This is a genomic window from Luteibacter sp. GL_149, assembly GCF_057834065.1.
Window position 1 is genome coordinate 4,490,262 of the sequence record NZ_CM174395.1, and the last position, 14,199, is coordinate 4,504,460.

General features: G+C 60.1%; 14 protein-coding genes. 10 read left to right on the forward strand and 4 right to left on the reverse strand.

What is annotated here, in order from left to right:
- Positions 1-13: 13 nt before the first annotated feature.
- On the reverse strand, positions 14-760 hold the full coding sequence (locus tag AC3IR3_RS19755) for a hypothetical protein (RefSeq protein WP_489194671.1): 747 nt from the start codon (positions 758-760) through the stop codon (positions 14-16).
- Between the two features lie 358 nt (positions 761-1,118).
- Here AC3IR3_RS19755 and AC3IR3_RS19760 point away from each other — a divergent pair, with 358 nt between their 5' ends.
- Both AC3IR3_RS19760 and AC3IR3_RS19765 read left to right on the forward strand, forming a co-directional pair.
- Positions 1,119-1,649: a hypothetical protein gene (locus AC3IR3_RS19760; protein WP_489194673.1), complete on the forward strand. Its 531-nt coding sequence runs from the start codon at positions 1,119-1,121 to the stop codon at positions 1,647-1,649.
- A gap of 336 nt (positions 1,650-1,985) precedes the next feature.
- A complete protein-coding gene (locus AC3IR3_RS19765) occupies positions 1,986-2,306 on the forward strand; it encodes a hypothetical protein (RefSeq protein ID WP_489194675.1) in 321 nt (106 codons plus the stop codon).
- A gap of 216 nt (positions 2,307-2,522) precedes the next feature.
- On the opposite strand, the gene AC3IR3_RS19770 is transcribed toward AC3IR3_RS19765, so the two are convergent.
- A complete protein-coding gene (locus tag AC3IR3_RS19770) occupies positions 2,523-3,599 on the reverse strand; it encodes a LacI family DNA-binding transcriptional regulator (protein WP_489194677.1) in 1,077 nt (358 codons plus the stop codon).
- Positions 3,600-3,940: 341 nt separating this feature from the next.
- Between AC3IR3_RS19770 and AC3IR3_RS19775 the strand changes: the two genes are divergently transcribed.
- From AC3IR3_RS19775 to AC3IR3_RS19810, 8 genes are read left to right on the forward strand one after another with little or no spacing between them, the layout of a single operon-like run.
- Positions 3,941-5,137: a Gfo/Idh/MocA family protein gene (locus AC3IR3_RS19775; RefSeq protein ID WP_489194679.1), complete on the forward strand. Its 1,197-nt coding sequence runs from the start codon at positions 3,941-3,943 to the stop codon at positions 5,135-5,137.
- Positions 5,134-6,351, forward strand: coding sequence for a nucleoside permease (locus AC3IR3_RS19780; protein ID WP_489194681.1), 1,218 nt, complete (start codon positions 5,134-5,136; stop codon positions 6,349-6,351). The genes AC3IR3_RS19775 and AC3IR3_RS19780 overlap by 4 nt, the downstream gene beginning before the upstream one ends.
- A gap of 43 nt (positions 6,352-6,394) precedes the next feature.
- The gene (locus AC3IR3_RS19785) at positions 6,395-7,285 is read left to right on the forward strand and encodes a sugar phosphate isomerase/epimerase family protein (RefSeq protein WP_489194682.1); all 891 of its coding nucleotides are present in this window, start codon (positions 6,395-6,397) and stop codon (positions 7,283-7,285) included.
- Positions 7,286-7,332: 47 nt separating this feature from the next.
- Complete coding sequence (locus tag AC3IR3_RS19790; protein WP_489194684.1) at positions 7,333-9,024, forward strand: GMC oxidoreductase; 1,692 nt, start codon at positions 7,333-7,335, stop codon at positions 9,022-9,024.
- A gap of 10 nt (positions 9,025-9,034) precedes the next feature.
- The gene (locus tag AC3IR3_RS19795) at positions 9,035-9,625 is read left to right on the forward strand and encodes a gluconate 2-dehydrogenase subunit 3 family protein (RefSeq protein WP_489194686.1); all 591 of its coding nucleotides are present in this window, start codon (positions 9,035-9,037) and stop codon (positions 9,623-9,625) included.
- A gap of 29 nt (positions 9,626-9,654) precedes the next feature.
- A complete protein-coding gene (locus tag AC3IR3_RS19800; protein WP_489194688.1) occupies positions 9,655-10,710 on the forward strand; it encodes a sugar phosphate isomerase/epimerase family protein in 1,056 nt (351 codons plus the stop codon).
- Positions 10,711-10,712: 2 nt separating this feature from the next.
- On the forward strand, positions 10,713-11,618 hold the full coding sequence (locus tag AC3IR3_RS19805; protein ID WP_489194690.1) for a hydroxypyruvate isomerase family protein: 906 nt from the start codon (positions 10,713-10,715) through the stop codon (positions 11,616-11,618).
- Between the two features lie 14 nt (positions 11,619-11,632).
- Entirely contained in the window at positions 11,633-12,415 is a 783-nt protein-coding gene (locus AC3IR3_RS19810) for a 3-keto-disaccharide hydrolase (RefSeq protein ID WP_489196977.1), read from the forward strand.
- Between the two features lie 6 nt (positions 12,416-12,421).
- Here AC3IR3_RS19810 and AC3IR3_RS19815 read toward each other — a convergent pair whose 3' ends face one another.
- A complete protein-coding gene (locus AC3IR3_RS19815; protein WP_489194692.1) occupies positions 12,422-13,627 on the reverse strand; it encodes a serine hydrolase domain-containing protein in 1,206 nt (401 codons plus the stop codon).
- Positions 13,628-13,665: 38 nt separating this feature from the next.
- Positions 13,666-14,142, reverse strand: coding sequence for a hypothetical protein (locus AC3IR3_RS19820; protein WP_489194694.1), 477 nt, complete (start codon positions 14,140-14,142; stop codon positions 13,666-13,668).
- Positions 14,143-14,199: the final 57 nt, after the last annotated feature.

Below are 14,199 nucleotides of genomic sequence, written 5' to 3' on the forward strand. Positions count from 1 at the left end.
AGTCTCTTGGCCACTACAAAATTGAACAAGTACTCTTTGGCGACCGAATCTTAACCTCATCGGATTGCATGGGGTCACTCAGTGCCGCCTTCGCCCTATGTTTTCTGTCCGCAGTGTACTTATGACCGCCCGCATCAGGCTTTGTAGCCAAAGTTTGCCGGTAGCCAAGAACGCGCACGCTTAGAAAACCCTGTTCTACCAAGGCATCGGCAAGGCGTTGAGCGAACGATGGGCGAGAGCCTTTAGAGATAGCCGTGTTGCACCCAAACACCTTTATTCTGCCTCGGAAACTTGATTTCAGCCCGAGCACGACGAGCAAATCCGTCAGATTATTGACCGTTACTGTTGTTCCACCACTAGGGAGCGAGGAAAGCGTTTTGCTTCCCGCGCTGCTGTGCCCGACGATATAGAGAATGTCGTCTTCGTCCGCAAGTGAAGTAATGAGTCGTCCTGCGGCCTCACTATCGCATTTGACGACATTCGAAGGATCAACATTGCTCCATCCTGGATACTGGGCACAGAACTGCGTAGCCAGGCCCTTGCTTTTCTTTTGCACGGCCTCGGCTTCGTCAATCTTATCTGCCAACGTGAATTGGTCATCTTCGCCACGAAGTGATTCCAATGTTTTCAAGTTTGCATTGGCGCCGTCAATAATTAACTGACCTTTCGCGTGTCGATATCCAGCGATGATCTGATAAAACTCTTCATCGTTGGCGAATGGTATTAGAACGATTCGCTTTCCCATGTTGTCGTCCACCATATCTTGTCTTGTTTGGCCTGCATCTGGCGTGCATGCATTTCGTTATTGAACAGATTTTCGGCAGCTTTTTGGCGTGTTAATTCAAAGCTGGCGGCACACTTTATATTCATGCTTTGCTTCCATTCCTAGGCTGGCTTGCCGTGAGTATGGGGCGCCGCCATAAGCTTATATCACTCCCTCCATTTCAAGGGGTGCGCTGGCTACATGCAACGCTTAGGTAGGCAGGCGCACGCATCATATTCACCCGTAGGAACGGACGCGTGCATTTGTACACAAAGGTACGCAAGGGAATCATCGCCACCGCCTCCGGAGCCCCTGCAATGATCGAGTTCCCGCATCCCTCGCTTGCGGAAATAACATGGCTATTAGCGGAATAAGTTCAACCAGATTGAAGTTTTTCAAAAGTCTTCAAGACGATGAGGTATTCGCACGCCCGGACTGGAAGGGTGCGCTTCTGGAGAGAGACCGATACGACGCGCATCGCATGCCTCGGGTGCTTTGGAATGCGCTTTCGCGTGCCTCGGGAACATCAACCTGGCACGTCTGCTCATACGGCATGATGGATGCACAGAAACACGACCATGAGCCGCCACCCGTACCTGTATCCGGCGACTGGGAAGAATTCGCCAGCGACAAGAATCCTGTCCGAAAGGAACTCGAGTGGATTCTGTTCGAAGATCAAGAACGCTTCGCCATACTCGTCGATCCTGAGATCACGCTGATCGGTTGCTGCCCGGAGTTTGCGCTAGCTGTGGACACTATTCTCGCGGAAGACGGGCTCAGCTTGCGCGATCTCACAGAAGCAGATTTCGGTGTCCGTGAGGAATGGGGGTACCTTACGAGCCTCATCGTTGCGGTACTTGGCGATGGACTGCCCCGGGAATCGTAAGCACTTCCTGCCTACACCGTAGCCCCCACTCAGACTAATCTGAAAATTCGGTCTCTTTTATCCAAACGGGTTGACGCTACACGGCATCGCCGCGATCCTCTTCGCGTCGCCGCACATCGGCGACCGGGTGTGGAAACCTGTGTATAGCAAGTGGCGCTGAAGACGCCGTCTCAAACGACGTCTTCATGCGTTGCACTACGTTATGCCTGCCTTTTACGGCGGGCGTGCCGGGAGGACTTCGGTCCTGCCGGGTTCCACTTGCACCGGTTTTTCCACCCTGGCACGCCCGCCACCCGCACTCTGCGGGTGGCGGACATCCACGGAGAGGATGCCGCCATGAGCAGCAAGCAAGACGGACCGTCAGCGTCCGAGTCGTACGTCCTGAAGTCTGGTCACGACCTGTCTATTCCCTGCCCGCTTTGCAAAGGCAGTCGCGCCCTGAAGCTGGGCGATATCCATGAAGCAATTACCGGGCGTCTGTCGGGTATGCGCGGTGTGGCCGATCTTCTAATCGATGTGCCGATGATCGATGCCGAGCAGGGCTCGGTGGCGCAGGCCGCGTATGTGTTGCGCGGGTTGATCGATGAGGTGGTGGAGATTTATCGGGTGATGAATCTGGGGATGGATGAGAAGAGACGGGAGATGCGAGCGCAATAGTCGAGCGATTCTTGTGTAGGAGCACTCTTGAGCGCGATAGCCGACGAAGCGTGGAAACGGATGCCCACATTCGCAGACTCGATCTGCGGGCTGGCGTTGCAACGCTTGGCATCTACGCTCGTCGGCTATCGCGCTCAAGAGCGCTCTTATACGGGTAACTTGTCGATAGAGGATGGGTGACCGGTGATAGTTAGACCCGACTTCAGCACCTCGCCATCAACGCCCGGCCGCACGTGGCGCAGTGGATCCTCGCACCACCAGGTCAGCCGAAAGCACACGCTTTCGCGGGGGCACCGCCGGATCGTTGAGCAGTTCGATCATCATGGTCATCGCTTCCCGCCCCAGTGCATTCTTTGGCTGGGCGATGGTGGTCAACGGTGGCGAGGTGTAGCGTGCGAAGCGGATGTCGTCGAAGCCGACCACGGAGACATCCTCCGGCACGCGCAGGCCGTGCGAGATCAATGCGCGCATCGCGCCGATCGCCATTTCGTCGTTGGAACAGAACACCGCGCTGAACGATTGCCCCTGCGCCAGAAACAGCTCGATGGCGCGTTCGCCCGCTTCGATCGAGAAGTCACCGACGGTGGTCAGCGTGGGGTTGGTGGAAATCTTCGCCCGTTGCATTGCGAGACGGTAGCCCTGTTCGCGGTCCACGCATATCGGGCTCGACGATGGGCCGGCGATGAAGGCGATATCGCGGTGTCCCAGCGTAACGAGATAGTCGACCGCGAAGCCCGCGGCGGCGACGTTGTCGATATAGACACTGGAAATGTTGCTGTCCTTGACGTACTCGCAAGCATTGACCACGGGCAGACGGCCATCGATAGGAATCGCCGGTACACGATGGGACATGGTGATGATGCCGTCGGCCTGGCGCGCCGCGACCATGTCGGCATAAGCCTGCTCACGTACCAGGCTGCTTTGGGTCTCGCCCAGCAGCACCGAATAGCCATTCTCGTGGGCGACCTGCTCGATGCCGCGGATCACCTCCGAGAAAAACGGATTGGTGATGTCGGGGAGCAAGGCGACGATCAGTCGCGTACGCGCCGTGCGCAGATTGCGCGCGAGTGCGTTGGGCGTATAGCCCAGACGCTTGACCACCTCATGGATGCGCTGGCGTGTCGCCTCGCTGACGAGCTCGGGCCGCTGCAAGGCGCGCGACACAGTTGCCACCGAAACCTTGGCGATGGCGGCAATTTCCTTGACTGTCCGGACACGCGCAGGCTGCGGCGCAGCATTCGTACGCTCGCCCTTGGCGCCCTGCCGCTTACGCTTGGATCCATCCCCACTCACGCGTTTTAGTCCCTTTATCGTCGCTGTGCCGTGGACGATACCAGTTGGCAGCGCCCGAGAACGAAATGTCCGAAGTGGTCGTTCCGACCGAGATTTGTGCAATGCAATGTAATGGATTACATGAAATCGTTGCATAGGCATTTGCACATCTGTTACATACATTGCCACATTTAAAGCGGTCTACGACAAGCCGCTCAGCGCATCGAACAAAATTCCACGCAAGTGAGACGTTCAACACCAGTATTTATGCTGATGTAATCGAATACATTTTCGTGGCAGGGGAACATCGGAGAGGAAATGGCAGGCCAGTCCATATCGACCAGCGCCAGGGCGGTAACCCGATGAAGAAGCTCGGCATGGGGCTCGTCGGCCCCGGCTTCATCGCCGCGCATCACCTCGATGCCGTGCGTCGTCTGGGCAACGTCGAGATCGTCGGCATTGCTGGCTCCAGCCTCGAATCCGCAAAAAAACGGGCACGCGAACTGAACGCCGGGCGAGCCTACGCAAGTTACCGGGAACTGCTGGCCGACCCCGCCGTGCAGGTGGTTCACAACACCACACCCAACCACTTGCACAGAGAGGTCTCATTGGCGGCGCTGCGTGCCGGCAAGCATGTGATCTCCGACAAGCCGCTTGCCAGCAATACGCAGGAAGCGCGTGAACTGTACGAAGCCGCGCGCGAAGCCGATGTTGCGCACGTCGTCACCTTCAACTATCGCGGCTACCCGCTCGTCCAGCAGGCGCGCGCGATGATCGCCAAGGGCAAGGTCGGCCCGGCGGTGTTCGTACATGGCTGCTATTTGCAGGATTGGCTGACCGACGAGCGCGCGTATTCGTGGCGTCTCGATCCCAAGCGGGGCGGCGCCAGTTCCGCGCTCGGCGACATCGGCTCGCACTGGTGCGACCTGGCCGAACACGTCACCGGCGCGCGCATTACCGCCGTGCTGGCCGATCTGCACACGGCCGTGCCGGTCCGCGAGGCGCCAGCGGCTTCGCCGAAGGCTTTCGCCGGCGCGGCCAAGTCGACATCGCGGCGCAAGATCAAGATCACCAGCGAAGACCTCGCCAGCGTGCTGCTGCGTTTTGACAACGGTGCGCGCGGCTGCGTCACCGTCGGTCAGGTGCTTCCCGGTCACAAGAACGACCTGCGCCTGGAGGTAAGCGGGCGCCTGGCCTCGCTGGCGTGGCGGCAGGAGCAGCCCAACGAACTCTGGATCGGCCACCACGCGCAGGCAAACACGCTGCTGACGCGAGACCCCGCGCTGCTCGATCCCGCCGCGCGCGGCTATGCGCATCTGCCCGCGGGCCACCCGGAAGCCTGGTCGGACGCCTTCGGCAACCTGATGGCCGACGCCTATGCGTGGATTCGACGTGGCGGCACACCCGAAACGAAGCCTGCCGCGCTACCCACTTTCGCCGACGGCTATCGCAACAGCCTGCTGGTCGACGCGATGCTCAAGAGCCATGCCGCGGGCGGCGTATGGCAGCACGTCGAAGACCCTCTCGGACCACAACGCACAAAGGGGAAACGGGAATGAAATGGCGCCTTAGGTTGATGATGCTGTTCGAGTTCGCGATCTGGGGCGCGTGGTACGTCACGGTCGGCACCTGGCTTGGTCAGACGTTGCATTTCAGTGGCAAGGAAATCGGCGCCATCGCGGGCACCACGGCCATCGGTGCGATGATCTCGCCGCTGTTCGTCGGACTACTTGCCGACCGCCTGTTCGATACGCGCCGTGTGCTCGCCATATTGCACGTCATCGGCGCCGTCCTCCTGGTGCTCGCCGCGCAACAAAGTTCGTTCGGGGGGATATACGCCGCCCTGTTGGCCTATAGCCTCTGCTACATGCCGACGCTGGCGCTGACCACCTCGCTTGCAATGCGGCATATCGACGATCCGCAGGAGGAGTTCGGTGCGATCCGCGTGTTCGGCACCATCGGCTGGATCGTCGTGGGTCTGATCGTCGGCGCCTGGGGCGTGGAGGCTACCGCGTCGCCCTTGCACCTGGCCGCTGGACTTTCGCTTGCGATGGCAGGCTATTGCTTCACCCTGCCCCCGACGCCGCCGCTCGCTCGCGACCAGCGCTTCAAGATGCGTTCGGTGCTTCCGCTTGAGTCCCTGCACCTGCTGCGCAACCGCTCGATGGCGGTGTTCGCGCTGGCCTCGTTCCTGATCTGCATTCCGCTGCAGTTCTATTACGCGTTCACCAACCTGTTCCTCAACGAGATCGGCGTGGTCAACGCCGCCGGCAAGATGACCGGCGGGCAGATGTCGGAAATCCTCTGCATGTTGCTGATCCCGTGGTTCTTCCGGCGCCTGGGCGTGAAGTACATGCTCGCCGTCGGCATGCTGGCCTGGGTGGTGCGCTATGGCATGTTTGCCTTCGGCGGCACCGGCGAACTGATGTGGATGCTCTGGCTCGGCATCATCCTGCACGGCATCTGCTTCGACTTCTTCTTCGTCGTCGGCCAGATATATATCGATCGCGAGGCACCGTCCGCTCTGCGCGCGGCAACGCAGGGGTTGATCACCTTCCTGACCTACGGCCTGGGCATGTTCGTCGGCTCCTGGCTGTCCGGGGTGGCGGTCGACACCTATGTGAGAACCAATGCCCAGGGCGTCGCGACGCACGACTGGTACGCGATCTGGATGATTGCCGGTGGCTGCGCTGCCGTCGTGCTCGTCTTGTTCGTGCTGTTGTTCAAGGATCGCAAGGCGACGGCGGACAACCCTGTCGCCAACGCCACCTGATTCGAATCCCATCATTCCACCTGGCCCCCAGGAAGAACCGTTCATGATGACTCGCAGGCAGTTCCTGTCTCGTTCCGCGCTTTGTGGCACAGCGGCGTGGCTCACCCTTGGCGTACCCGGAAAAATCCTTGCCGCCACCGCGCAGGGCAAGGCGCTCGGTATCCAGCTCTACATGGTACTGAAGGCTTACCAGGACGATCCCGTCGGCACACTCAAAACGCTCAAGACGATCGGCTACACAGAAATCGAAGCCATCGTCACCAGCACGGCCAAGACCCTGCGCGATCAGTTGAACGAAGCAGGCTTGCGTTCTCCCAGCATGCACTTCGACAGCCTGGGTTTCGAGCCCGGTATCGAAGCCGCACACACGCTTGGCGCGCAATACATCGTCAGCAGCATGCTGCCGTCCATCATGCAGAAGGAACAGGCCGCGAAGGGAAAGAGCGCACCGGAACCGGCGTACTCGCTCGACGACGCCAAGCGCACCGCGGAGTACGCCAACCGCCTCGGTGAAAAGGCCAGGCAAGCGGGGTTGCAGTACGCCTATCACAACCACCATCTCGAATTTACCGACGTGGGTGGTGGGCAGACGTTCTACGACGTGCTGCTCAAGGAAACCGATCGCAAGCTCGTCCAGTTCGAGCTCGACTGCGGCTGGGTCCACGCGGGCGGCAAGAACCCCGCGGATTACTTCAAGGCCAACCCCGGCCGCATCCCGCTGATGCATGCCAAGGATTTCCTGCCCGGCGCCGGTGGCAAGAACTACCCGGGCGCGGAACTCGGCCGCGGCACACTCGACTACAAGCCGATCATGGCGGCGGCGGACGCCTCCGGACTGAAGCATTGTTTCGTCGAGCAAGAAGGCCCCTTCGACCGCATGAGCCAGCTCGACGCCGCGCGCGTCGACTACGGCTACCTTCGCCCACTGCGCTGAACCGCGCCTCTCCCCATTGATCGAAACTCTGTCTGAAGGCAAAACGCATGGAAAAGAACACGTTCGACGCCATCGTCGTCGGCACCGGTGTCAGCGGCGGCTGGGCCGCCAAAGAACTGACTGAGAAGGGCCTCAAGACTCTGGTGCTCGACCGTGGCCCCATGGTCAAGCATGGCGATTACCCGACCGCCATGAAGGCACCGTGGGAGCTGCCGTACGCCGACGAACCGACGCAGGAAGACATCGCACGTCATCCGAAACACACGCGTCCGTCGTTCTATGGCATCACGCAGTCCACCAAGCACTGGTTCGTCGACGACATCGACAACCCCTATGAAGAAACCAAGCCATTCGACTGGTTCCGCGGTTACCACGTCGGCGGACGCTCGCTGATGTGGGGTCGGCAAAGCTATCGCTTCAGTCCCATGGACTTCGAGGCGAACGGCAAGGAAGGCGTGGGTGTGGATTGGCCCATCCGCTATAACGACATCGCTCCCTGGTACGACTACGTCGAGCATTTCATCGGCGTCAGCGGGTCGACCGAACATCTGGCGCAATTGCCGGATAGCCAGTTCCTGAAACCGATGGAGCTCAATTGCGTCGAAAAGGATTTCCAGGGCAAGTTGGATGACAAGTTCAACCGCAAGCTCATCATCGGCCGCACCGCCAACCTCTCCGAGCCGCTCAAGCACGACAAGAGTCCGCAGCGTTCGCAGTGCCAGTATCGCAACCTGTGTATGCGTGGCTGCCCTTTCGGCGCCTACTTCAGTAGTAACTCATCGACCCTTCCCGCCGCCGAGAAGACCGGCAATATGACCATGGTCACCAACGCCATCGTCTACGAGGTGATCTATGACGACGCCAAGGGCAAGGCGACCGGTGTGCGCGTACTGGATGCGGAGACCGGCCATCAGACGGAGTACTTCGCGCGCGTGATCTTCCTCAATGCATCCACCTTCGGCACCACGCACATCCTGCTCAATTCCGTCTCCAGCCGCTTCCCCAACGGCTTTGGCAACGACAGCGGCGAAGTGGGCCACAACATCATGGACCATATTTTCGGCAACGGCGCGCGAGCGCTTGTCGACGGCCATGAAGACCGCTACTACTCCGGGCGCCGGCCCAACGGCTTCTACATTCCGCGCTACCGCAATATCGGCACGGACAAACGCAACTATCTGCGCGGCTTCGGCTACCAGGGCGGCGCGAGCCGCAGCGACTGGACGCGACTTGTCAACGAGCCGGTGCTGGGCGACGAGCTCAAGCATGCCGCGGAGAAACCCGGCCCCTGGTGGGTGTCGATGATGGGCTTCGGCGAAATGTTGCCCAATCACCAGAACATGGTAACCCTCGACCGCAACCATAAGGACAAGTACGGCTTGCCCGTGCTCAACTTCGATGCCGCGCACCGGGAGAACGAGATCCTGATGACCAAGGAGATCGTCGACGACGCAATGGAAATGATGACCGCCGCCGGCTATCGCAACGTGAGCTCCTTCACGATGCAGGCCAACGTCGGCGCCGGCATCCATGAAATGGGTACCGCACGCATGGGCCGCGACCCGAAGACGTCGGTACTCAACGAGTGGAACCAGATGCATGCATGCAAGAACGTCTTCATTACCGACGGCTCGGCCATGGCGTCGTCCGCCTGCCAGAACCCGTCCCTGACTTACATGGCGCTGACCGCACGCGCGGCCAGTCATGCCGTGGACGAACTCAAGCGCGGCAACATCTGAGGATATCGCCATGAACCGTCGTGAATGGTTGAAATGCATGTCCGCGATTGCCGTCGGCGCGGTCGCCGCGCCGTCGCTGCTGGCCGTCTTCGAGGCTCATGCCGCTTCGCAAAAACCGGGTGCGGCGCCCCGATTCTTCACTCCGGCGCAAAGCAGCCTGATCGCCGCGGTGATCGACATCGTGATCCCGCGTACCGATACCCCGGGAGCGCTCGACGCGGGCGTGCCGGTCTTTATCGACCAGATGTTCAAGGACGTCTATGCCAAGGCCGATCAACAGCGATACCTCACCGCGCTGGCCGCGTTCGACCAGGCCGGTGGCAAACCCTTTCTCCAGCTCGACGAGGCCCAACGCAAGAAGCTGGTGACGAAACTACACAGCGAGGCGATAGCCACATCGCGACATGCCGCGATGCCACCCGCGGCCGACTTCGTGCTGATGACCAAGAAATTGACCATGCTTGGCTTCTTCATGTCCCAGCCCGGCTGCACGGAAGTGCTCCAGTACGTCGCCATTCCAGGTGGCTTCAAGGCCGATATACCGCTGTCTCAGGCGGGCAATGGCAAGGCCTGGGCTGTGGAAACGGAATTGAAGATCTGACCCATGAACCGAATGCCGAGAAAATACGCATGAAAACCCTCAAGGGGCCAGGCATCTTTCTTGCCCAGTACGCGGGAGATGTGGCGCCATTCAACACGCTTCCCGATATCGCCCGGTGGGCGGCATCGCTCGGCTTTGTCGGCGTGCAGATTCCCACCAACGATCGTCGCTTGTTCGATCTGGAACTGGCGGCGACAAGCAAGGCTTATTGCGACGACATCGCAGGCATGCTGGCCGAACACGGGCTGGCGGTCACCGAGCTGTCGACGCATCTGCAAGGACAACTGGTGGCCTCGCACCCCGCCTACGACCGCTTGTTCGATGGTTTCGCGCCCGCCGCACAGCGCGACAACACGCAGCAACGCCAAGCCTGGGCGGTGCAACAACTCAAGCTTGCGGCGACAGCGAGCAAGCATTTCGGCCTGACCGCACACGCAACGTTCTCCGGCGCACTGGCATGGCATCTGTTCTACCCGTGGCCGCAACGTCCCGCCGGGCTGATCGAGGAAGCCTTCGCGGAACTCGGGAAACGTTGGCGGCCCATCCTCGATGCTTTCGACGACGCCGGCGTCGATGTCTGTTATGAACTTCACCCCGGCGAGGATCTGCACGACGGCGCTACCTTCGAGCGTTTTCTCGAGGCGGTAGGACACCACCCGCGCGCGAACATCCTCTACGACCCCAGCCACATGATCCTGCAGCAGATGGACTATCTGCAGTTCATCGACATCTATCACGAGCGGATCCGTGCGTTCCATGTGAAGGATGCCGAGTTCCGTCCCAATGGGCGCGCGGGTGTCTACGGCGGCTACCAGAACTGGATCGACCGCCCCGGACGCTTCCGCTCGCTGGGCGACGGGCAGATCGATTTCGGCGCGATCTTCAGCAAGCTCGCGCAGTACGACTATCCGGGCTGGGCCGTACTCGAATGGGAGTGCTGCATCAAGGATGCCCAGCAAGGCGCGAAGGAAGGCGCGGTCTTTATTCGCGACCACATCATCAAGGTCACCGAGCGCGCATTCGACGATTTCGCCGCGACGGTGAGCGACCGCGCGTTCAATCGCGACATCCTGGGGCTCGAATAACCATGACCGCCACGTCTCCCGACATCAGCCGCCGTACCGCACTCGGTCGCCTCGCCGCGGCTGCGGCGGCTTTCGGCGCCATGCCGTTGCTTGCCTCCGCCGGGACGGCCCCCGGCAAGACCGCTCCCGAGAAGGCGACATCCGGGCGCCTCAAGCAGTCGCTGAGCCGCTGGACCTCCAAGGCGCCGCTCCCCGAACTGTGCAAGCGTCTTAAGACCATCGGCTTCGCCGGCGTCGATCTGCTGTATGCGGACGAATGGGCGGTGGTGACCGACAGTGGCCTGGCCGTATCGATGGGGTATCCCTCCCGGCGGGATAACTTCATCGCGATGGGCTTCAATGACCCGGCCAATCACGCCACTCTGCTGAAAGAACTGGAAGCGACGATCCCACTCGCCAAGCGCGCCGGTGTGACCAATGTGATCACCATGTTCGGCAACCGCAAGGCGGGCATAGACGAGCGCCAGGCCATCGATAACTGCGTCGCCGGCCTTTCAAAAATCGCACCTTACGCGGCCGAGAACGGCATCACCCTGTGCGTGGAACTCCTGAACAGCAAGATCGACCATCACGGTTATCAGGGCGACAGCACGGCGTTCGGCGTCGCGGTGATGAAGGGCATCGACTCGCCCAACGTCAAGCTGCTCTACGACATCTATCACATGCAGATCATGGAAGGCGACGTGATCCGCACCATCCGCGACAACATCCAGTGGATCGGGCATTTCCACACCGGTGGCGTACCGGGCCGCCATGACATCGACGGCACCCAGGAGCTCAATTATCACGCGATCGCGAAGGCGATCGCGGATCTGAATTTCCAGGGTTTCATCGCGCACGAATTCATGCCGTCGCGATCCGATCCATTCGACTCGTTTGCCGAGGCACTCAGGATATGCACGGTATGAACTTTCATCGAGGGATGCCTTTGAAGAGGCGAAGCGCGATTGTCCTTGCCCTTTTCGTTCTCGCAGCCGCCGGCCAATCGTCCGCATGGGCACAGACCGATCCCAAGGCAACCGAGCGGTGGGAGCCGGTGCCCAAAATCGTAGCGTCGGGCAGTCGGGAAAGTACACCGCCATCCGACGCCGTCGTGCTGTTCGATGGCCGCGATCTCGCTCAATGGGAATCGTCCAAGGACCATGCTCCGGCGCGCTGGAAAGTGCACGACGGCGTGCTGACGGTCGACAAGGCCGCGGGCAACATCCAGACCAGACAGCGGTTCAAAAACTACCAGCTGCATCTGGAGTGGCAAGTACCCAAGGACATCGCTGGCGAAGGCCAGGCACGCGGCAACAGCGGTGTGTTCCTCGCCTCGACCGGGCCGGCCGACGAGGGCTACGAAATCCAGATACTGGATTCGTGGAAGAACAAAACCTATGTCAACGGACAGGCGGCCAGCGTCTATAAACAGACACCTCCCCTGGTCAATGCCATGCGCCCCCCGGGAGAATGGCAAACCTATGACGTCATCTGGACAGCGCCGGTGTTTGCCGCCGACGGCACGCTGAAGTCGCCGGCATACGTGACGCTATTCCACAACGGCGTGCTGGTGCAGAACCACACTCAGCTTGCCGGCGAGACCGTCTACATCGGCAAGCCAAAATACGCGCCCTACGCCGAAGCGGCGATCAAGCTCCAGGCGCACGGCGATCCTTCGCAGCCCATCAGTTTTCGCAATATCTGGGTGAGGCCGCTGGATTGAACGCCCTTAGGAGGAAGGGGACGGACTGAGCTGGCCCCTTTCGCTGGCGGCATGAATCGACTTTGCCATCGTTTTTAACGCACCCTCCGTGCCCTGACAGGTGTCGTTGGCCAACAATACAAATCCCTCGTGCTGCTTCGGGTAAAGCACCATCTGGCTCGATGTGCCAAAGCTTCCGCCGCCGTGCGAGACGAGGGGCTGCCCTTGATCCGTTTCCAGGTTCCAGGCCATTCCCTCGCCGTCATCGGCGGTACCGACCAGGCGTTGATGAGAAAGACGAATCACGGGGTCGCGGGTGTCGAGTTGCCAACGCAGATACTTCGCCATGTCCGCGGTGGAGGAATACAAACCCCACGCGGCACCGGCGTTCTGCACGTGGTAAGGCGCGATGCGGCCGTCGCGGTCGTAGCCGACGACGAGGCGTGCCGATTCACTGCGATCTAACGCAAGTCCGGTCGACGTCATGCGTAGAGGTTGGGTAATGCGCTGCCGGAGTAACGCGTCGAAAGATTTTCCATAAACGTTTTCAAGCCCCATGCCGACAACCTGGAACCCTGCGTTCGAGTAAGCCTGGTTTAGCCCTGGCTCGCTGCGTAGCGTGACGGTGTGCAGCGCGGCCAAAAACTGATCTCGCCCGAAACCTTGGTTTAGCGCGATCAAGCGAGAAGGTAGCGTCGCGTAGTTCTTTTCCGCAAAAATAATATCTGTGTCCGGGATGTCGCGTGGCATGCCCGAATAGTGGGTGAGCAGCGTTCGTAAGGTGATGGCCTTTCCGTTCAAAGCAAGATTGCTATAGCTACTCGGTAGCGAGTGGCGAAAATCGCCGTCCACACTCATGCGGCCATCGAGCACCGCTTGCGCCGCCAACATGGCCGTAAAGGTTTTAGTGACGGAGGCCAGTTCATAAACACTCTGCGGCGTCGCCAGCACGGCTTTGGCGCGAGAAGTCGAGCCGTAGTCGTAAAAATATGACCGGCCGTTGTCCATGACCACCATGGAAAACCCCACGTGACAGCGATTGCGAAAGAAATCGTCGGCAGCCTTGTCAACGGCGACATCCAGTACCGAACGATGAGCATTGTCGCTAGGTATCGTGGTATCGGCGGCGAGTGTCGACGAACCTATCGCCGCGCATAGCAGGGCGAGAGTGCAACCGATCCACAATGTCGCACGCGTACTGAATTCGGTCGGGCGCGATGTTTTTGAACGCATAGGTGTTCCATCTCCGATCGGACGGATGAAAGGCTCTATCAGCTATTGCGTACGGCTGAGGTTTCAGACGATGAAAATGCGCGATCGAACGCACACTTGCCGATCGGATGGAATATGGCCGTGCTGGAAAGGCTCTGCCAGCAGTACCAGGCAATGGGAACAGCAAGCACGGAAATGGTCAGAAGAAAGTAAGCCCTCCGGCGCACTGCAACACCGCGCCGGATCTTAGTGCGTTGAAACACCCACGTACCGGGCAGAGGCCATTGGCCGTGCCGCAGAAGCTTGAGGGCGTTCCATGTGGAAAGAAGCGCGACGACAAGAAGCGACGCCCATACGCTGATCAACAGACCGCGCCACCAGGGAAGCTGATCGCAAAGGGGAAGCGAATGGATATAACCAAGGAACGCTGGTTGTAACCAAAGCCGGCACGAGACAGCGATGACGACACCTATCGCCAGGAGCGCGACCAGATTGCGTCGGCCCTGAGGTGTTGGCTCAATGAACTCATCAGTCATATGCATCTAACCGCCAATCAGACGGCTCCCCCGGATTCGACGATACATCCCCTTTCG